This is a genomic window from Cronobacter sp. 153480017-3 (assembly GCF_053627815.1).
Window position 1 is genome coordinate 91,410 of record NZ_JBSEYN010000002.1, and the last position, 19,842, is coordinate 111,251.

The window sequence follows — 19,842 nt, forward strand, 5'->3', positions numbered from 1 at the left end:
CCGCCACACTGGCGGCGGATCCCGCGGCTCGCGGCCCATCCCGACTACCCTTGGTGTAGTCCAGATAGACTTTCGCACTGGAACCTGTCTCTTTTTACCGTCTGCCAGGAGGTCGTAATGAAGGCGTTAACCTACCACGGGCCGCATAACGTTAAGGTCGAAAATGTTCCGGATCCGATTATCGAGGCGCAGGACGATATTATTCTGCGCGTCACCGCGACCGCGATTTGCGGCTCCGATTTACACCTCTATCGCGGCAAAATTCCGCAGGTTCATCACGGCGATATTTTCGGCCATGAGTTTATGGGGGAAGTGGTGGAAACCGGCAGCGCGGTGAAGGATATCCGTAAAGGCGACCGCGTGGTGATCCCGTTCGTTATCGCCTGCGGCGACTGCTTTTTCTGCAAACTTCAGCAATATTCCGCCTGCGAAAACACCAATAAAGGCACCGGCGCGGCGCTGAATAAAAAGCAGATCCCGGCCCCCGCGGCGCTGTTTGGCTACAGCCATCTCTATGGCGGCATTCCTGGCGGCCAGGCGGAGTATGTGCGCGTGCCGAAGGGCAATGTCGGGCCGTTTAAAGTGCCGCCGGTGCTTTCTGACGATAAAGCGCTGTTCCTCTCCGATATCCTGCCGACGGCGTGGCAGGCGGTGAAAAACGGCCAGGTACAGAAAGGCTCTCAGGTAGCGATTTACGGCGCAGGCCCGGTGGGGCTGCTCAGCGCCGCCTGCGCACGACTGCTCGGCGCAGAACAGATCTTTATGGTCGACCACAACGATTATCGTCTCGCGTTTGCGAAAGAGCGTTATGGGGTTATCCCGATCAACTTTGATGAAAACGACGATCCGGCGGCGTTTATTATCGAAAACACGCCGGGCAACCGCGGCGTGGATGCTGTTATCGATGCGGTCGGTTTTGAGGCCAAAGGCAGCCTGACGGAAACCGTGCTGTCTAATCTTAAAATCGAAGGCAGCAGCGGCAAAGCGCTGCGCCAGTGCATCGCGGCGGTGCGTCGCGGTGGCGTGGTGAGCGTGCCGGGCGTCTATGCGGGCTTTATCCACGGCTTTCTCTTTGGCGATGCGTTCGATAAAGGCATCAGCTTTAAGATGGGCCAGACGCACGTGCATGCGTTCCTGCCGGAGCTGCTGCCGCTTATCGAGCAGGGTTTGCTGACGCCGGAAGAGATAGTCACGCACTATCTTCCGCTGGAAGATGCCGCGCGCGGCTACAAGATTTTCGAGAAGCGCGAAGAGGAGTGCCGCAAGGTGATTCTGGTGCCGGGTGCCGCGACGCCTGAAGCCGCGCGGGAGAAAGTCACCGCACTGATGAACGCGCCGTTACAGCCGTTGCAGCCGTAATTTTCAGCAAATAAAAACAGAAAGAGGATGCCCTGGCATCCTCTTATTTTTTGCTGCAGACGGGCGTTTAAAGGCGGTATTCGCCCGCCGCTTCCGGCTGGTAGAGCAACTCAAGCACTTCGATATGCGTTTCGCTGCCGTCCGGCAGCGGCCACCGAATAGCATCGCCCACGCGCAGACCAAGCAGCGCCGCGCCCACCGGTGCCATGACTGACAGCGCTTCCGGGCTGCTGCCCGCGTTTTGCGGATAGACCAGCAGGCGCTCGTAAGTTTCGCCGCTCGCCAGATCGCGGAATTTCACCCGGCTGTTCATTGTCACCACATCTTCCGGCATCGCCTGCGGGCTAACCATCCGGGCGCGATCCAGCTCATCGTTCAGCGCGTCAGCCACCGGCAGACGCGCGAACGCCGGCTGCTCCAGCAGGCTGTCGAGACGTTCAGCATCGAGTTCGTTGATGATAAGGGCAGGTCGGGACATTTCTTACTCCATGTCATTGAATCAGGCGGCGTTTCGCCGCTAACAAGCGTCCAAAGAAAAACCCTCACCGTCAAAACGATGAGGGTCCGCGTCAGGGGATGATACTCAGCCTTGCGCGCCGTTTGAAGTGAGCCAGCTCACGAAACGGGGCTTAAAGCAGAATGCTCCCCACGGCTGCCAGCAGGAAGGCGATGGTGCCCAGCAGGGTTTCCATCACGGTCCAGGTTTTCAGCGTGGTTTTCTCGTCCATTTCAAGGAAACGGCCCACCAGCCAGAAACCGGAGTCGTTGACGTGTGAGAGCACCGTCGCGCCGCCCGCGATGGCGATAACAATAAAGCAAAGGTCAAACTGGCTTAAGCCCGGCGTCGCCTGCACCATCGGCGCGACCAGCGCGGCGGTGGTCGTCAGCGCGACCGTCGCCGAGCCCTGCGCCACGCGCAGCGCGGTGGAGATAACAAACGCCGCGAGAATCACCGGCATGCCGGTGTCTGAGAGCACACCCGCCAGCGCGTCGCCGATGCCGCTGGCGCGCAGCACGCCGCCGAACATGCCGCCTGCGCCGGTCACCAGAATAATCCCGCAGATAGGGCCAAGCGCGCCGTCGCAAATTTTCTCCAGATGCTGGCGGCTGTGGTTGCGGCTGAACACCATCAGCGCGAAGAAGACGGTGATCAGCAGCGCGACCGGGGTTTTACCGAGCATACGCAGGAAGTTCGCCACGCTGTTATCGGCGCTGACCCAGCCCAGCACTTTGGCGGTATTGAGGCCGGTATCAAGGAAAATCAGCAGCAGCGGCAGCAGCAGGATGGTGATCACCATGCCGAATGACGGCGGGCGGTGCGTCGGATCGGCGTCCACTTCGCCAAGGAAAGAAGAGGGCAGCTTAATATCGAATTTTTTACCGGCGTACTGACCATACAGATAGCCGCCGAAATACCAGGTCGGGATCGCGATAATCAGCCCGACAATCACCAGCAGACCGATATTCGCCCCCAGCAGTTCGCTCGCGGCAACCGGGCCCGGATGCGGCGGCACCAGCGCATGCATGGCCGCAAACGCGCCCGCCGCCGGGAAGGCGTATTTCAGCGTCGAGCCGCCAAAGCGTTTCGCCACGCTGAAGATAATCGGCAGCATGACGACAAGACCCGCGTCAAAGAAGATAGGGAAGCCAAACAGCAGCGAGGCGACGCCGAGCGCGAAGGGCGCGCGGTGTTCACCGAATTTGTTAATCAGCGTATCAGCCAGCACTTTCGCGCCGCCGGACACTTCCAGCAGACGACCAATCATCGCGCCGATGCCCACCAGCAGCGCAACGCCCGCAAGCGTACTGCCAAAACCGGTCAGTAGCGTAGGCACGACTTTATCAAACGGCACTTTGGTCAACAGCGCCACCACGATACTGACCAGGGTAAGCGCAAGAAAAGCATGCACTTTAAAGCGCATGATAAGTACCAGCAGCAGTACGACGGCACCGGCAGCAATGCCAAGCAGCGTACCGGCGCTATAAGCGAAAGTGGTTTCTGTCATCGTTATTATCCTCAACATGGGTACAGTGAAACCGTAGCCTGGTCGGCGGTTTTCTCACTGATACCGGTAACATGATACCGATAACATGTAGCGCCTTGTAAACAGGGTCTGTCATATTTATTAACATTTTGAGATCACCGTCAAACTCCCGCGCGACGCGGGCTTCTCGCCTGCGGTTGCATATATCGCCTCGCGGATCTGTCAAATTTTCCGATGCGTTTTTTTCACAAAATCACCAGATTTGTTGGCGATATCCAGCTTTTTTGTTGTGAAGTCGCCGCAAAGTTGCCGCTATACCATAACGTTAACTAGCTTAGGATCGTGATGATTTGCCGTACATCGCGCTGTGGGCGGCGGCGCAACGCCTCCGCACCCTGTTCAGTGCATAAGAGGACATCATGAAAAAGCTCACCTTCACTTTTCTGACCGTCGCGCTGGCGGGCGCAAGCTCACTGGCGTTTGCCGATACTCTGCGCATGGAGTGCCCCGTGTCGCCCGGTGGCAAACAGTATTGCCAGTACATCAAAGAACGCTTCGAGAAGCAGACCGGCAATCAGTTGGAGTTTATCGAGTTCCCGGCGGCCTCCGATGAAAAGCTGGCGCTGCTGCAACAACTCTTCGCCGCTAAAGATGAAAAAGCGGTGGATGTGTTTCAGTCCGACACCATCTGGATAGGCCTGCTGGACAAGCAGACGCTCGATCTCACCGACGCGATGGGCGGCATGGAAAAAGACTTTTTCCCCGGCCCCTGGAAGAACAACACCGTCAACGGACGCCTGAAAGCGGTGCCGTCGTATATCGACACCGGCGTGCTGTTCTATCGCAAAGATTTACTGGAGAAATATAAAGAGCAGCCGCCAAAAACGTGGGACGAAATGACGCGCATCGCCACGAAAATTCAGGCCGAAGAGCGCAAGGCGGGGCATAAAAACTTCTGGGGGTACATCTTCCAGGGCAAATCTTATGAAGGGCTGACCTGTAACGCGCTGGAGTGGATCGACTCATACGGCGGCGGCACGTTTGTCGATGAAAAAGGGAACGTGACCATTAATAACCCGAAAGCGGCGCAGGCGCTGGATATGGCGCGCGGCTGGATGGGCAAGATTACGCCGAAGGGCGTGCTGGGCTACAAAGAGGAAGAGTCGCGCACCGTATTCCAGAACGGCGACGCGCTGTTTATGCGCAACTGGCCTTATGTCTGGCAGCTGTCACAGGCCGATGACAGCCCGCTCAAAGGCAAAGTGGGCGTGATACAGCTTCCCGCCGGGCCGGAAGGGCGTCAGGCGACGACGCTCGGCGGCTGGCAGTGGTCGATAAACGCTAACACCAAAAACCCGGAGGCCGCCATCGCGCTGCTGAAAATCTTAAGCGATGACGATTCGCAAATCACACGCCTGAAAATGCTCGGCCACGCGCCGACCCGCGTTGCGCTCTATGAGAACAAAGATGTGCTGGCCGTTGCGCCGGAGCTGACGCAGTTCCGCGATATTTTCGCCCAGGCGGTGCCACGCCCGGCGACGGTGACCAAAGCGCAGTATCCGCGCGTGTCGAATGCCATTTTCAACGTGACGTTTAGCGTGCTGAACGGCAAAGAGGATGGCAAGAAAGCAACGGAAGATTTGCAAAAGCGTTTGACCCGCGCGAAGGGGGCCGGCTGGCGGTAAGCGCTGGATGACGTTGTGGCTGGCGGGTGCCTCCTGGCAATAACAAACCTGGCCCCTATGGCGGGTGCGCTCCGCTTACCCGCCCTACGAACTCGAAACAGGTTTTTGTAGGGCGGGTAAGCGGAGCGCACCCGCCGTGCGGCGTTAACCCCGAGACTCGCTCGTCGGGGGGAAGGGCAACATCATCGTGTCCGTCAACATACTCAACGGAGCGCCTATGAAATCCGATAGCCTTACGTCGCCGCCGTCTCCCCGGCGGCATAACGCCTCCTGGCATCAGCGCCGTCGGCGCGTGGCGTGGGGGCTGGTATTACCCTCGCTGCTCCTGCTGGCGCTGGCAGCGGGCTGGCCGCTGGTTCGCACCATCTGGTTTAGCTTCACCAACGCCATGCTCGACGCGCCCCAGGATTACCAGATGGTGGGTATCGCGAACTACTTTGCGCGCAAGGATGGTGTGAGCATCGGCGTGCTGAGCGACCCGCTCTGGTGGCAGGCGGTCGGCAACACGCTCTGGTTCACGTTCACCTCGGTGGCGCTGGAGCTGCTGCTCGGCATGCTGCTGGCGCTGCTGATGAACGAGAAATTCCGCGGGCAGGGGCTGGTGCGCACCGCCATTCTCATCCCGTGGGCGATCCCGACGATCGTCAGCGCCAAAATGTGGGGCTGGATGTTCCATGACCAATACGGCGTGGTGAACGATCTGCTCGGCAAAATCGGCCTGCCGTCGCATCTCGCGTGGATTGCCGAGCCGTCGCTTTCCATGTGGGCGGTGGTGATCGCCGACGTCTGGAAAACCACGCCGTTTATGGCGCTGATGCTGCTGGCGGCGCTACAGCTGATTCCGGCAGATCTTTACGAGGCCGCGAAAGTGGACGGTGCCAGCCCCTGGCAGCGCTTTAAGCGCATCACGCTGCCGCTGATTATGCCCGCGCTGGTGGTGGCGCTGATTTTCCGTGTGATGGATTCGATGCGTATCTTCGATCTCATCTATGTGCTGACCTCCAACAGCGAAGCGACGATGTCGATTTCCGGCTACGCCCGCGAACAGATCGTCTCTTATCAGGACATGGGCATGGGCTCCGCGGCCTCGGTGCTGGTCTTTATGATGGTGGCGGGCATCGCGGCCTGCTTTATCCGCGTCGCGCGCTTAAACGACAAGGAGAAAAGCTGATGAAAACCACGCGCTGGCAACGCAGGATGGGGCATAAAGCGGTGATTTATATCGGCGCGCTGATGGCCTGTCTGTTCTGCGTTTTTCCTTTCTATTACGCCATTATCAGCTCGCTGCGCGCGGGCCAGGAGCTGTTTACGCCCGCCTATTTCCCGGACAGCTGGCACTGGGATAACTATGTGGTGGCGCTGGTAGATAACGGCATCGCCCGCAGTTTGCTGAACTCCGTGCTGGTGGCGGTGGTGACAGTGGGGCTGTGTCTGCTGGTGTCGGTGACGGCCGCCTTTGCGCTGGCGCGCGTGCCGTTTCGCGGGCGTCGCGTACTGCTTTTTACCATTCTCTGCGTCTCGATGTTTCCTCAGGTGGCGGTGCTGACGGGCATGTTTGAACTGGTACGCTTTCTCGGGCTTTACGATTCGCTCGGTGCGCTGGTTATCTCCTACACCACGTTTTCGCTGCCGTTCACCGTCTGGGTGCTGACGACGTTTATGAAGTCGATTCCGGTGGAGCTGGAAGAGGCGGCGATCGTTGATGGCGCGAAAACGGGCACCATTATTCGCCGCGTCTTTGCGCCGGTGCTGGCACCTGCGCTGGTGACCACCGGACTGCTGGCGTTTATCGGGGCCTGGAATGAATTCATGTTCGCGCTGACGTTTATTATTTCCGGCGACAAACGCACCGTGCCGGTCGCCATCAGCATGTTCAGCGGCGCGTCGAGCTACGAGCTGCCCTGGGGCAGCATTATGGCCGCGTCGGTGGTGGTGACGCTGCCCATTATTGTTCTGGTGCTTATCTTCCAGAAACGCATCGTCAGCGGGCTGACCAGCGGGGCGATTAAGGGGTAAATCATGGCGCAACTTCGTTTAGAGAAAGTCCAGAAACGCTACGGCACCCATGCCGAAGTGATTAAGCCGCTCGATTTACAGATCAACAGCGGCGAATTTGTGGTGGTGGTTGGCCCGTCCGGCTGCGGCAAATCGACGCTGCTGCGCCTGGTGGCGGGGCTTGAGGAGATAACCGACGGCGATATGTATATCGATGACCTGCGGGTTAACGACGATTCGCCATCCGAGCGCGGCATCGGCATGGTGTTTCAGTCCTATGCGCTCTATCCGCATATGACGGTCTACCAGAATATGGCGTTTGCGCTTGAAATGGCGAAGGTGCCCGAGAAGGAGATTGACGAGCGGGTGCGCGAAAGCGCGCGGATTTTACAGCTGGAGCATCTGCTGGATCGCCGCCCGAAAGATCTCTCCGGCGGCCAGCGCCAGCGCGTGGCCATAGGCCGCGCGATTGTGCGCGAGCCGAGCCTGTTTCTCTTCGACGAACCGCTCTCTAACCTCGACGCCTCGCTGCGCGTGCAGATGCGCATGGAGATAGCGGCGCTGCACAGGCGCATTCACGCCACCATTCTGTATGTCACCCACGATCAGGTGGAGGCGATGACGCTCGCCGACCGCATCGTTGTGTTAAACCAGGGCCAGATTGAACAGGTCGGTACACCGCTTGAGCTTTACGACACCCCGGCCAACGTGTTTGTCGCGCAGTTTATCGGCTCGCCGAAGATGAACCTCATTCCCGGCAAAATGCTGCGCGTGATGGAGCACGCCTGCGAGGTGGAGCTGGAAAACGGCCTGCGCCTGACGCTGCCGGTACACGCCGCCGCCGGGCAGGAGGGCGACACGGTGCAGCTTGGCATTCGCCCGGAGCATGTGGAGGTCATGGCGCTTGCGAAAGCAGACGTGGAGGGCGAAGTGTTATTCGTTGAGCATATGGGCAATGAAACCCTGGTTTATGTGAACGGCGGTTATGGCGCAGAACCGCTGGTCATGCGCCATACTGAGAGGCTGGAAGTCCGGCCGGAGCATCATCTGGGGCTGAAACTGCCAGTGGAACACTGTTACCTTTTTGACAGCGCGGGCAACGCGTTTGCGCGCTTAAGCGGCCCGAAAACCCAGCATTAAGGGAGCGTGATGAAAGCAATCGACAAGAAGTGGTGGCACAACGCGGTGGTCTATCAGATCTACCCGCGCAGTTTTATGGACGCCAACGGCGACGGCGTGGGCGATCTGGCAGGCATTATCAGCAAGCTCGACTATCTGCAACAGCTTGGCATCAACCTTATCTGGCTCTCGCCGGTCTACAAATCGCCAATGGACGACAATGGCTACGATATCTCCGACTACGACGATATCGCCGCGGAGTTCGGCACGATGGCGGAAATGGAACAGCTGATCCAGGAAGCGAAGGCGCGCGATATCTATATCCTGATGGATCTGGTGGTGAACCATACCTCTGACGAGCATCCGTGGTTTATCGAGGCGAAAAAGGGCAAAGATAACCCGTACCGCGATTTCTATATCTGGCGCAAACCGGCGCCGGACGGCGGCCCGCCGAATGATTACCGCTCGCATTTTGGCGGCAGCGGCTGGGCGTATGACGCGGCGAGCGGTGAATATTATCTGCACCAGTTTTCGGTGCGCCAGCCGGATCTCAACTGGGAAAACCCGCGCGTGCAGGAGGAGATCCACGCGATGATGAACCGCTGGCTGGATAAAGGCATCGGCGGTTTCCGCATGGACGTTATCGATTTAATCGGCAAAGAGGTTGACCGGCAGATCATGGCGAACGGCAAGCATCTGCACGTGCTGCTGCGTCAGATGAACGAGGCGACGTTCGGCCCGCGCGATTCGCTGACCGTGGGCGAAGCCTGGAGCGCCACGCCGGAAGATGCGCTGCTCTACAGCGACCCGGAACGCCGGGAACTCTCGATGGTATTTCAGTTTGAACATATTAAACAGACCTGGGATGAAAAAGCCGGTAAGTGGCGCAGCAGGCCGTTCGAGCTGTCGCGCTTTAAAGCAGTGATTGATAAGTGGCAGACGGCGCTGGCCGACCGCGGCTGGAACTCGCTGTTCTGGAGTAATCATGACCTGCCGCGCGCGGTGTCGAAATTTGGTAATGACGGCGAGTTTCGTGAGGTCTCGGCGAAAATGCTCGCCACCGCGCTCCACTGCCTGCGCGGCACGCCCTATATCTATCAGGGCGAGGAGATCGGTATGACCAATGTGCGTTACTCCACGATTGAAGAGTATCGCGACATCGAGAGCCTCAATTTTTACCGGGAACTGATTGCAGGCGGCCTGACGCATGACGAGATGATGACCGGTATCTACGCCAACGGCCGCGACAACGCCCGCACGCCGATGCAGTGGGATGACAGCCCGAATGGCGGATTTACCACCGGCACGCCGTGGCTCGGCGTTAACCCCAATTACCGCGAGATTAACGTGGCGCAGGCGCTGGCCGAGCCTGATTCCATTCTCTGGCACTATCAAAAGCTGGTGGCGCTGCGTAAACAGTATCCGATTCTGGTGTATGGCGATTATCAGATGCTCTTTGCCGAGCACCCGGAAGTGTTCGCCTGGGTGCGCCGCTACGAGGGCGACACGCTGCTGGTGATAAATAACTTTTTTGGCAACGCCATTACGTTGCCCATTCCGGAAGCGATGCAGGCGTGGCACGGCGAATGCCTTATCAGTAACTATGCGCCGCGTGATCAGCTGGCGGTGAGCCTGGAGCTGCAACCTTATGAATCTTTTGCGCTGTTAATTCATCAGGAGGGGTAATGAGTGAAGCACCGACGCAGGTAAAAGGCCGCTGGTGGAAAGAGGCAACGGCCTACCAGATTTATCCGCGCAGCTTTAAAGACAGCAACGGCGACGGCATTGGCGATCTCAACGGGATTATCGAAAAGCTCGATTACCTGAAAGATTTAGGCATCGATCTTATCTGGATCTGCCCGATGTACCCGTCGCCCAACGACGATAACGGTTATGACATCAGCGACTATCAGGGGATCATGGCGGAATTTGGCACGATGGCCGATTTCGACCGGCTGCTGGAGGGCGTGCATCAGCGCGGCATGCGGCTGATCCTGGACCTGGTGGTGAACCACACGTCCGACGAACATCCGTGGTTTCTTGAATCGCGCGCCTCAAAGGATAACCCCAAACGCGACTGGTATATCTGGCGCGACGGCAAGAACGGGGCGGAGCCGAATAACTGGGAATCGATTTTCAGCGGCTCGGCCTGGAAGCGGGATGACGTGACCGGTCAGTATTTCATGCACCTGTTCAGCAGCCGTCAGCCCGATCTCAACTGGGAAAACCATGAGATGCGCGCCGCCGTCTACGACATGATGCGCTGGTGGCTGGATAAAGGCATCGACGGCTTTCGCATTGACGCCATCGCGCACATGAAAAAGGAGCCGACGTTAAGCGACGTGCCGAACCCCGAAAAACTGCCCTATGCGCCGTCAATGGTGTCGCACCTTAATTACGACGGTCTGCTCGACTATGTGGACGACATCTGCCGCAACGTCTTTAACCATTACGACATCGTCACGGTGGGTGAGATGAACGGGCTGGACGCCGCCCACGCGGAAGAGTGGGTGGGCGAAAACCGCGGGCGGCTGAATATGGTGTTTCAGTTTGAGCATGTCCGGCTCTGGGAGCCGCAGGCGGGCCTGCGCCCGACGCCCGCCGTCCTGCGCAATATTTTCACCGCCTGGCAGCAGGCGCTGGAGGGCAAAGGCTGGAATGCGCTCTATGTGGAAAACCATGACGTGACGCGCGTGGTTTCGCGCTGGGGCGATACCGAGCATCACTGGCGCGAAAGCGCGACCTGCATCGCGGCGATGTATTTTCTCATGCAGGGCACGCCGTTTATCTATCAGGGCCAGGAGATCGGCATGACCAATACGCGCTTTGCGAGCCTGGACGATTTTGACGACGTCTCGGCCCATAACAAAGCGCGCGATTTGCGGGATCAGGGAATGCGCGAGGAGGAGATTGTCGAATTCCTGACGCGCACCGGGCGCGATAACTCCCGCACGCCGATGCAGTGGGACGCGTCGCCGTATGCAGGCTTCAGCACCCATGAGCCCTGGCTGAAGGTGAATCCGAATTACGAGATGATCAACGTCGAAAGCCAGCAGCACGATCCGCATTCGGTGCTCAATTTTTACCGGCGGATGATCCACCTGCGAAAACGCGAGCCGGCGCTGATTTACGGGCGCTACGAGACGGTGCTTCACGATCACGAGCAGATCTACGCCTACCGCCGCGTGCTGGGCGATGAACAACTGGTGGTGTTGTGTAACTTCTCCGGCAAGGCGGCGGAGTGGGACGCCAGGGCGTTGTCGCTCAACGGTGCGTTCTGCGTGCTGGCGAACCTTGACGAGACGCAGGAGCCGCACCGGTTACGCGCCTGGGAGACACGGGTTTATAAACTGACGTCGTGAGGTATCAAAACCTGTGACGTAACAGTCTTTTTTGCGAGACAGATCGCGCCACAATGGCGCGATTTTTTTTACATGGACGCAAATGATGATTCGTAAAACAGGTATAGCAGCGCTGGCGCTGCTCGCCGTGTGGTATGCGGCACCCGCCATGGCGGCGCTCAGCGACGATCAAGTTAAAGAACAAATTATCCAGGAATCGATAGACAATTATTCCGGCAACTGTCCGTGTCCCTATAACGCGATGCGTAATGGCCGTGCCTGCGGCGGGCGCAGCGCCTGGAGCCGGGCCGGAGGGTATTCACCCATCTGCTATAAACGTGAGGTGACGGCGGAGATGATCCGCGAATGGCGCGAGCGCAACGAGTGATTGCGCCCGCGTAGTTGATCAGTATCCGACGTTATCGAGAATAAAATTTTTACCGCAGTTACCCGGATGCGGCTGCGGCGCAAAAGAATCGGCGGTGAGCGGCTCGTTGATCTTCGCGGCATTCAGTGAAATCTGCATCTCGGTGAGGTAAGCCGGATTGCCGTTACAGGTGAGTTTCACCGCCCGCACGTTCTGGCGGCCAAACGCTTTAGCGACGGCGGTATCAAACGCCTGGCGGCTGACCGCTTTACCGTAGTTGGCGGCAAGGAACGCGCCGACTGGGCTCTGCTTCACTTCGTTGTTCATACGCACCATCGTGCCAAAATAGGCGTCCGGGTCGAACCCGAAGCAGACGCCGTGCTTGGCGTACTCATAACGTTCAAGGCAGGAGTCGCCGCCAGCGCCCGGCATGGTCTCGCTGAGCTTCTCAGCCGTTTCCAGCGACAGGCCGGTTTCCGCCGCCTGGCATTTTTTATCCGCGCGGGCGAGCGGCATATTCGGGATGGGGCGGGTGGCGCAGCCAAAACGCATCCAGCGTTTTTCATCGACGCCGCGTAAAGCGATGGATTTCGGCAGCCCCGGCCACAGACCATGCACCGTCAGGTAATTGCGTTTATCGTCTTCTTCTTTTTGCAGCGCGCACTCGGCAGGCTCATCGCGCTGCCGCTCATGCATGCTCTGGCAAAAGCCGGTTTGCCATGAGAGCGCCAGCACGTAGCGATCGAAATCGCCATACTGCTTCGCTTCCAGCGGCTGCGCGCTCGCCGTTGTCGCCGCCATCGCCAGCAGCGCGCCTGCGGCGAGTAAAACTTTCCTGTTAACCATAGTATGGGTCCGAAATCGACGGGATAAATCACAAGGGTGTGTCATTTAACCATAAAAAAAGCGCCACGAGGGCGCTTTTCGGACAGATTCCGCTTAAGGACAGCAGATTATGCCGCAACCAGCAGTTGCGTCGCCAGGATCACGACGATTAATCCAACCAGCACCGGCACCGAGGTGCGTTTAACGACTTCAAACGGTGAGATTTTCGCCATCCCCGCGACCGCCACCACCACACCGGAAACCGGTGAAATGGTGCGTCCCAGGTTGGACGCCTGCAGCATCGGGATCGTCAGATAAGCCGGATTCACCCCGGCGCTGTGCGCGAGTTTTGGGATCATCTCTACGAAGGCGTAAAACGGCGCGTTGCCGGAGCCGGTCGTCATCGCTGCAAGCATAGTGAGCGTGACCAGCACCAGCATCAGGATAATGCTGGCCGAGCCAAACGAGGTGGCGATAGAGATAAGGCTCTGGATAAAGCCTATCGCGCTGAGCCCCTGGGCGAAAACGCCGGCGGCCACCAGCAGGATCACCACGCCTGCAAACGCGTCCGCCATGCCGCGGTACGCCACTTCCAGCCCGGCAAACACCGTTTTACTGTTAAAGCTGCGGAGAAATTCAATCACGGCGGTCAGCACCATGCAGATCACCAGAATGGTGATGATATGCAGTTGCGGCCCCCATTTGCCGTCGAAAATCAGCACGCCAATGATCGGACTGAACGGCAGAATCGCGTAAAAAGCGGGCGCGCTGGTGGTGATTTCTTTTACTTCCAGCGTTTCGTGATAGATGTGCTCTTTTTTATCCAGAAAGCGCTGCCAGAAGAAGTGGGCGACAGCCATGCAGATAATGGCCGCGATGGAAATCGGCAGTGTGGTTTTAAACGCAAAATTGATGAGCGGCATTTCAGAGGCCTGTGCGGCCAGCACCACATCACCAGAGGTTGGGGAGAGAATAATCGCCGCCGGAGAGGCGCAGATGGCCGCCGCCGCGCCGCGGCTGATACCGACGTTGACCATGACCGGGAACAGCGTCGCCATCAGCAAGACACCAAGGCCGGTCGCGGACGAGACGGCAAGCGACATCAGGCAGGCGACGAAATAGGCGGCAATCATCAGTAAATAAGGTGAATTGATATAACGCAGCGGGCGGGAGGCGAGCTTGACCACCATATCGTTAGCACCGGTATGCGTCATATACGCCGCGAAACCACACAACATCATAATCATCATGCCGAGATCGCCGCCGCGGCTCATCAGCAGAATTTTAATATATTCAAAAATATCGCTGATAGCGTAACCGGTACTCGTTTCTTTCGCGGGCAATATGGCGTGACCCATTAGCGCGCTAATTATTAACAGGGTAATACCGCCAACAAAGAGTACGCCCGTGGCGGAATAACCTTTAATGATATAACGCGCGACCCCCACAATAACCACGGCTCCCGTGAGGAGTTCCAGAATTGTTCCCATAATTGCCTCTGTTAAGCGACTGCAAAAATAACCTGCGACGTCAGGCGCGTGGCGCAGGCAAGCTGTGGGGGAATGTGCCTGAATTACTCTGAGCGTTATCTGATACACATCAATAAACCTTCTGCTTACCAGAAAGATGAAATTCAGATAAATAAATCTATTTTAAATTAATGGTTTGCATGGAAGCGCGATACTGTTAGTGCAAAGAGAATGGCGTGAAAGCGCTGGATGGACGGAATTTACGTTAGGGTGCGGCGCAGGGCATGGTTATTGACGCGCATTATTTCGCAAGAGGGGTTAATACGTTTTCAGCGCGGTGGGACAGGGGAGAAGCGTCTGAAAAAAACGCCTGACAGAGGCGTGCGGGCGCGCTTTAGGAATTAACTGGCAGTCGGTTAAGTCTTCATTGAGGCAGGATCGCCCAGAATATGACTTCATACTAACAGTGGTAATTAAGACGTGACCGTAGTTAACAAATCCTTTCTGACAATCCTTATCTTTTTCTGCCAGATATTATTTCCCCTGAATGCCTCGGCGCTGGAAGCGCCACGCACCGTAAAAGCGTGGGCTTCTGTGCTTGGCGATAATATCGCCGAAACCTGGAACGAGCCGCAGCATGTCGATCTGTATGTGCCGGCCATCACCTGGCATGCGCGGTTCGCGTATGACAAAGAGAAAACCGATCGCTATAACGAACGTCCGTGGGGCGCGGGTATGGGTAAATCGCGCTGGGATGAAAAAGGCAACTGGCATGGCCTGTATGTGATGGCGTTTAAAGACTCCTACAACAAATGGGAGCCTATCGCCGGTTACGGCTGGGAAGCGACGTGGCGCCCGCTGCCTGACGACGCGTTCCATGTGGGGCTGGGTTATACCGTGGGCGTAACGGCGCGTGATAACTGGGATTACATCCCGATTCCGCTGGTGCTGCCGCTGGCGTCGGTGGGTTACGGACCGGCGACATTCCAGATGACGTACATCCCCGGCACCTACAACAACGGAAACGTTTACTTCGCCTGGCTGCGCTTGCAATTTTAAGCGCAAAATATTTTCAGTCATAAGAAAATGCGCTAAGCCAGAGAAAACAAGGCTCGCAAGCCCAACGGCAAAAAAAGTTCGCGACTTTTATCACTTTTTCTAAAAGTTCGACTGGACAAAAGCCACCACAATTGATGTACTGATATCCGACACAGCATTTGTGTCGATTTTTCATGTAAAGGTAATTTTGATGTCTAAGATTAAAGGTAACGTTAAGTGGTTTAATGAATCCAAAGGATTCGGTTTCATTACTCCGGAAGATGGCAGCAAAGACGTGTTCGTACACTTCTCTGCGATCCAGAGCAATGGTTTCAAAACTCTGGCTGAAGGTCAGCGTGTAGAGTTCGAAATCACTAACGGTGCCAAAGGCCCTTCTGCTGCTAACGTAATCGCTCTGTAATTACGCACAGCAAGAATTTCAAAACCCGCTGATTCAGCGGGTTTTTTTATGCCTGTCGTTTTACATTTTCTCAGTAAAACAGAAAGCTTTTCAGAAAAAAGGCGACGACCAGAATACTGAACAACACGGCCAGACCGCTCATCATTTGCGCTTTCATAAGCCCCTCCCGACACAGACGACAGGCCGATAGTGGCAGAGAAAAATTAAGCTAACATTAACGAGGCGTCGCTTAGCGCACGCTGAGGGAAGAAAAAAGCCAGAATGCGAGCGCCGTCATCACAAACGAGCCAAACAGATTTAGCGCCACGTTCAGCCCCGCCCAGCCGATGCGCCCTTCCTGCAGTAAAAACACCACTTCTGCGGAGAAGGTCGAGAAAGTCGTCAGGCCGCCGCACAGGCCGGTGGTGATAAGCAGTTTCCACATCGGGTCCAGATGCGTCATACGGTTAAACCACGCCAGCCCCGCGCCGATGATAAAGGCCCCGGCAAGGTTGGCAGTCAGCGTACCAACGGGAACTGCGTGGTGCATGGGGTTCAGACGCAGACCAAGCCACCAGCGCAATACGCTGCCGGTGCCGCCGCCGAGAAATACTGCGAGCATGATTTTCAACATGGGCGTTTGTCATAATGTTATTTGCAAGGCGAATAGTTTACCGTCAGCACAGGCACGCTGGCTACCGTAAGGGGGATGTGACATGAAAGTAGCAGTTGGACAGTTTGCAGTGACGCCTGACGCGCAACAGAACGCGCAAACCTGCGTGAAGCTGATGGCGAATGCCGCCAGTCAGAATGCCGCATTGCTGGTACTTCCGGAGGCGCTGCTGGCGCGCTGCGACAGCGACCCGGATATGTCGGTAAAATCGGCCCAGCCGCTCAATGGCGATTACGTGCAGCGGTTGCGCGAGGAGAGCGCCAGAAACCGTCTGACAACGCTTCTGACGATTCATACTCCCACCCGTGAGGGCCGGGCGGCGAATACGCTCATCGCTCTGCGCGGCGGCGAGATTATCGCGCAGTATCAGAAGATCCATCTGTATGACGCTTTCGCGATGCAGGAGTCGCGGCTGGTGGACGCGGGCAGCGCGCTGCCGCCGTTGATTGAGGTGGAAGGCATGAAGGTTGGGCTGATGACGTGCTATGACTTACGCTTCCCGGAGATGGCGCTGAGCCTGGCGCTCGCGGGCGCGGACGTTCTGGCGCTCCCGGCCGCGTGGGTGCGCGGGCCGCTCAAAGAGCATCACTGGGCCACGCTGCTCGCAGCTCGCGCGCTGGACACCACCTGCTATATGGTGGCGAGCGGCGAGTGCGGCAACCGTAATATTGGTCAGAGCCGCGTCGTGGATCCGCTTGGCGTGACGATTGCGGCGGCCGGCGAATGCCCGGATCTCATTTTTGCGGAGATTTCAGCGCATCGCGTGGCGCAGGTTCGCGAACAGTTGCCGGTGCTCAAAAATCGCCGTTTCGCTGCGCCAGAATTATTTTGATGTTTTTTTATCCAGCGCTTGATTCATCTCGTTACAGATTGCTATTGTGTGTCGGGCTTAAATGACCGTTAATAAGTGCGGTCTTTGACATCGCCGTCTGGCGCCAGATTTTCTAAGAAGGTAAGTATGGGTGAAATTAGTATTACCAAACTGCTCGTGATCGCCGCACTGGTTGTTCTGCTGTTTGGTACCAAAAAACTGCGTACGCTTGGGGGAGACCTGGGTGCTGCGATTAAAGGCTTCAAGAAAGCGATGAACGACGACGACACTGGCGCGAAAACGCCTGCGGCGTCCGAAGCGCCGGCAGAACGCCTTTCTCATAAAGAATAATTTCCGGCCCTTGCGGCATAAAAAAACCGGCTCATCAGAGGCCGGTTTTTTTGTGGGCGACGCTGCGATCGTAACAAGCTGTTACGTCTTTATTTGACTTCTTCGCCTTTCGCCTGGAGATCGGCATGATAAGAAGAGCGAACGAACGGGCCGCAGGCGGCGTGGGTAAAGCCCATCGCCATCGCTTCCGCTTTCATCTCTTCAAACTCGTCCGGGCTTACGTAGCGCTGCACCGGCAGGTGGTGACGGCTCGGTTGCAGGTACTGGCCGAGCGTCAGCATGGTCACGCCGTGCGCACGCAGATCGCGCATTACCTCGATGATTTCCGCGTTGGTCTCGCCCAGGCCAACCATCAGACCGGATTTAGTCGGGATCTCCGGGTGCGCTTCTTTAAAGCGCTCCAGCAGCTTCAGCGACCAGTTATAATCCGCGCCCGGACGTACCTGACGATAAAGACGCGGCACGTTTTCCAGGTTGTGGTTGAACACATCCGGCGGCGTGGCGGTCAGGATCTCCAGCGCTCTGTCCATACGACCACGGAAATCAGGTACCAGCGTCTCGATTTTAATGGACGGGCTCTTTTCGCGAATAGCCGTAATGCAGTCAGCAAAATGCTGAGCACCGCCATCACGCAGGTCGTCGCGATCCACCGAGGTGATAACCACGTAGCGCAGCGCCATATCGGCGATGGTTTGCGCCAGCTTCTGCGGCTCGTTGGCGTCCGGGGCAACCGGGCGACCATGGGCCACGTCGCAGAACGGGCAGCGACGGGTACAGATAGCGCCGAGGATCATAAAGGTCGCGGTGCCGTGGTTGAAACACTCCGCAAGGTTCGGGCAGGAGGCCTCTTCACAGACAGAGTGGAGGCCATTTTTGCGCATCGCCGCTTTGATACCCTGGATGCGGGTAGAGTCGGCAGGGAGTTTGATTTTCATCCACTCCGGCTTTCTTAACAAAGCCTCCCGCTCTGTCGCCACATTCTTAACCGGGATAAGGGCCATTTTATCGGCATCGCGGTATTTCACACCGCGTTCCATCACAATGGGTTTACTCATAGCGTGCGTGTTCCAGTTGCGGATAACGAAGGAAAGCGTTTAAATTCAAGCTTGTGTTGTATTTATCAACTATTTTTGAATTAACGGCACGCAGTATAACATTACTGACACACAGAATCAGCCTGAGGGCACCCGAAACGACAAAGAATTTGTAAAATAGTTGTTATTTGGTGCCCTTAAGCCGCTGCTCTTATGAAGGCGACGCACCAGCCGATACGGCGTGGTGATTAAATCCCTCCACTATCGCTTCAATCACATTTTGCACGACGGGATCACGCAGGCTGAATTTATTGTAATGTAATGAAATATCGATGGTTTCTTTTATAACGACATCGCTTTCCACTTCAATAAGTCCAAAGCTGTCTTTAAATAACGTGAATATTCGTGCGGGCATAAAGCCGATTAAATCGCTGCTGCCGATGATAGACGCAATCGTCACCATATTGTAACTACTAAACGAAACGTTTCGATCTGGCAGTAGCGTATTAATTTGCTTGCGTACGCCGTTCACCATTCCGCCCGGCAGCATAATGAAAGTGTGCTCCCATTGTTGTAAATCGTCAGACGTGACCGGCTTGCCGGTACGTGAGCACGGATGCCCGCGACGACACACGACCGCGACGCGATCTTTGAAGAGCAGGTGAGTGCTAAGGGTTCGTGAGGACCACGAGCCACTGTCGACCACCAGATCGGTCTGGAACTGGCTCAGCTGGGTTTCGGTGTCCTGCAGCGGGACATTGCGAATTTGCAGGTGCGGGTTTACTGCGCGAATCTGCTGATAAATCTGCGGGATCACCAGGGCGCCCAGCGAGGCGGACGTAGCGATGGTAATCGTGCGCTGCTTTTCGTGCTCGCCCTGTAAATCCAGCGCGCCGAGAATAGATTCCAGTCCCTGACTGATATATTCATGCATATGAGTCGCATAAGCAGTCGGCGTTACTCCTTGTCCTTTGCGAATAAACAACGGATCGGGAAATATCAGGCGCAGTTTCTGAATAGACTGGCTGATAGCCGATGGCGTCAGGTTCAGTACTCTTGCCGCGTTTACAATGCCTTTATGCACGTATACGGCTTCGAAAATCGTCAGTAGATTTAGATCGATATTTCGCAGAGTCTGGAATATTTGCGGTCTACTGTCATCTTCCTGTTTGGCTGAAGGTTTTTCAGGGGGATGGTTCAATTCCACGCTACGCTCCAACTGTATAGATAAATCAAATAATAGAGAGGTTCTATTTATAATAACTGTGAACAGGTCCCTTAGCCGACAATAAAACGCTCCGGGGATCTTACCCGCATAAAGTGAACAGGACTTTACATGGACGGCATAGGGGCGGGTGGCGTTTTCAGATAAATCCCGCTTATCTTCTCG

General features: G+C 56.6%; 19 protein-coding genes. 12 read left to right on the plus strand and 7 right to left on the minus strand.

The genetic code is table 11. The features are described from left to right. Positions 1-117 precede the first annotated feature (117 nt). The gene (locus ACUW6V_RS04895) at positions 118-1,359 is read left to right on the plus strand and encodes a zinc-dependent alcohol dehydrogenase (protein ID WP_007897560.1); all 1,242 of its coding nucleotides are present in this window, start codon (positions 118-120) and stop codon (positions 1,357-1,359) included. 67 nt (positions 1,360-1,426) lie between these two features. On the opposite strand, the gene rnk is transcribed toward ACUW6V_RS04895, so the two are convergent. Together rnk and ACUW6V_RS04905 are read right to left on the minus strand one after the other, a co-directional pair. Further along, positions 1,427-1,837, minus strand: coding sequence for a nucleoside diphosphate kinase regulator (rnk, locus tag ACUW6V_RS04900; protein WP_004387228.1), 411 nt, complete (start codon positions 1,835-1,837; stop codon positions 1,427-1,429). A gap of 151 nt (positions 1,838-1,988) precedes the next feature. After that, positions 1,989-3,365: a GntP family permease gene (locus tag ACUW6V_RS04905; protein WP_004387227.1), complete on the minus strand. Its 1,377-nt coding sequence runs from the start codon at positions 3,363-3,365 to the stop codon at positions 1,989-1,991. A 398-nt stretch (positions 3,366-3,763) separates the two neighbouring features. Here ACUW6V_RS04905 and ACUW6V_RS04910 point away from each other — a divergent pair, with 398 nt between their 5' ends. The 7 genes from ACUW6V_RS04910 to ACUW6V_RS04940 all read left to right on the plus strand — a co-directional run bounded on the left by ACUW6V_RS04910 (position 3,764) and on the right by ACUW6V_RS04940 (position 11,872). Next, positions 3,764-5,029 (plus strand): ABC transporter substrate-binding protein, encoded by a 1,266-nt coding sequence (locus ACUW6V_RS04910; protein WP_007865550.1) that lies wholly within the window; start codon positions 3,764-3,766, stop codon positions 5,027-5,029. A 217-nt stretch (positions 5,030-5,246) separates the two neighbouring features. After that, the gene (locus tag ACUW6V_RS04915) at positions 5,247-6,200 is read left to right on the plus strand and encodes a carbohydrate ABC transporter permease (RefSeq protein ID WP_007897563.1); all 954 of its coding nucleotides are present in this window, start codon (positions 5,247-5,249) and stop codon (positions 6,198-6,200) included. Beyond that, on the plus strand, positions 6,200-7,045 hold the full coding sequence (locus tag ACUW6V_RS04920) for a carbohydrate ABC transporter permease (protein ID WP_007865552.1): 846 nt from the start codon (positions 6,200-6,202) through the stop codon (positions 7,043-7,045). The genes ACUW6V_RS04915 and ACUW6V_RS04920 overlap by 1 nt, the downstream gene beginning before the upstream one ends. Positions 7,046-7,048: 3 nt before the next feature. Beyond that, entirely contained in the window at positions 7,049-8,164 is a 1,116-nt protein-coding gene (locus ACUW6V_RS04925) for an ABC transporter ATP-binding protein (protein WP_105578530.1), read from the plus strand. Between the two features lie 9 nt (positions 8,165-8,173). Beyond that, positions 8,174-9,829, plus strand: coding sequence for a glycoside hydrolase family 13 protein (locus ACUW6V_RS04930; protein WP_454038083.1), 1,656 nt, complete (start codon positions 8,174-8,176; stop codon positions 9,827-9,829). Then, positions 9,829-11,505: an alpha-glucosidase gene (locus ACUW6V_RS04935; RefSeq protein WP_014729338.1), complete on the plus strand. Its 1,677-nt coding sequence runs from the start codon at positions 9,829-9,831 to the stop codon at positions 11,503-11,505. The genes ACUW6V_RS04930 and ACUW6V_RS04935 overlap by 1 nt, the downstream gene beginning before the upstream one ends. Before the next feature lie 82 nt (positions 11,506-11,587). Then, positions 11,588-11,872 (plus strand): hypothetical protein, encoded by a 285-nt coding sequence (locus tag ACUW6V_RS04940; RefSeq protein WP_012125380.1) that lies wholly within the window; start codon positions 11,588-11,590, stop codon positions 11,870-11,872. Positions 11,873-11,890: 18 nt separating this feature from the next. Here ACUW6V_RS04940 and rna read toward each other — a convergent pair whose 3' ends face one another. Both rna and dcuC read right to left on the minus strand, forming a co-directional pair. Then, entirely contained in the window at positions 11,891-12,697 is an 807-nt protein-coding gene (gene rna, locus ACUW6V_RS04945; RefSeq protein WP_007897571.1) for a ribonuclease I, read from the minus strand. Positions 12,698-12,804: 107 nt separating this feature from the next. Continuing rightward, positions 12,805-14,166 carry an anaerobic C4-dicarboxylate transporter DcuC gene (dcuC, locus tag ACUW6V_RS04950; protein WP_029039176.1) on the minus strand — a complete coding sequence of 454 codons (1,362 nt, stop codon included), beginning with the start codon at positions 14,164-14,166 and terminating at the stop codon, positions 12,805-12,807. A 459-nt stretch (positions 14,167-14,625) separates the two neighbouring features. Between dcuC and pagP the strand changes: the two genes are divergently transcribed. Next, positions 14,626-15,204 carry a lipid IV(A) palmitoyltransferase PagP gene (pagP, locus tag ACUW6V_RS04955; RefSeq protein WP_004387216.1) on the plus strand — a complete coding sequence of 193 codons (579 nt, stop codon included), beginning with the start codon at positions 14,626-14,628 and terminating at the stop codon, positions 15,202-15,204. Between the two features lie 190 nt (positions 15,205-15,394). Beyond that, a complete protein-coding gene (gene cspE, locus ACUW6V_RS04960) occupies positions 15,395-15,604 on the plus strand; it encodes a transcription antiterminator/RNA stability regulator CspE (RefSeq protein WP_002439184.1) in 210 nt (69 codons plus the stop codon). A 229-nt stretch (positions 15,605-15,833) separates the two neighbouring features. On the opposite strand, the gene crcB is transcribed toward cspE, so the two are convergent. Beyond that, on the minus strand, positions 15,834-16,217 hold the full coding sequence (crcB, locus tag ACUW6V_RS04965; protein WP_454038084.1) for a fluoride efflux transporter CrcB: 384 nt from the start codon (positions 16,215-16,217) through the stop codon (positions 15,834-15,836). Positions 16,218-16,299: 82 nt separating this feature from the next. On the opposite strand from crcB, the gene ACUW6V_RS04970 reads away from it, so the two are divergent. Together ACUW6V_RS04970 and tatE are read left to right on the plus strand one after the other, a co-directional pair. Further along, positions 16,300-17,088, plus strand: coding sequence for a deaminated glutathione amidase (locus ACUW6V_RS04970; RefSeq protein WP_105578532.1), 789 nt, complete (start codon positions 16,300-16,302; stop codon positions 17,086-17,088). Between the two features lie 126 nt (positions 17,089-17,214). Further along, positions 17,215-17,418, plus strand: a complete 204-nt coding sequence (gene tatE, locus ACUW6V_RS04975) for a twin-arginine translocase subunit TatE (protein ID WP_007865585.1) — start codon at positions 17,215-17,217, stop codon at positions 17,416-17,418. Between the two features lie 89 nt (positions 17,419-17,507). Here the strand turns inward: tatE and lipA are convergent, their stop codons facing one another. Both lipA and ACUW6V_RS04985 read right to left on the minus strand, forming a co-directional pair. Continuing rightward, positions 17,508-18,473 carry a lipoyl synthase gene (lipA, locus tag ACUW6V_RS04980; RefSeq protein WP_004387213.1) on the minus strand — a complete coding sequence of 322 codons (966 nt, stop codon included), beginning with the start codon at positions 18,471-18,473 and terminating at the stop codon, positions 17,508-17,510. 190 nt (positions 18,474-18,663) lie between these two features. Next, positions 18,664-19,659 carry a YbeF family transcriptional regulator gene (locus tag ACUW6V_RS04985; protein ID WP_007848219.1) on the minus strand — a complete coding sequence of 332 codons (996 nt, stop codon included), beginning with the start codon at positions 19,657-19,659 and terminating at the stop codon, positions 18,664-18,666. Positions 19,660-19,842 lie beyond the last annotated feature (183 nt).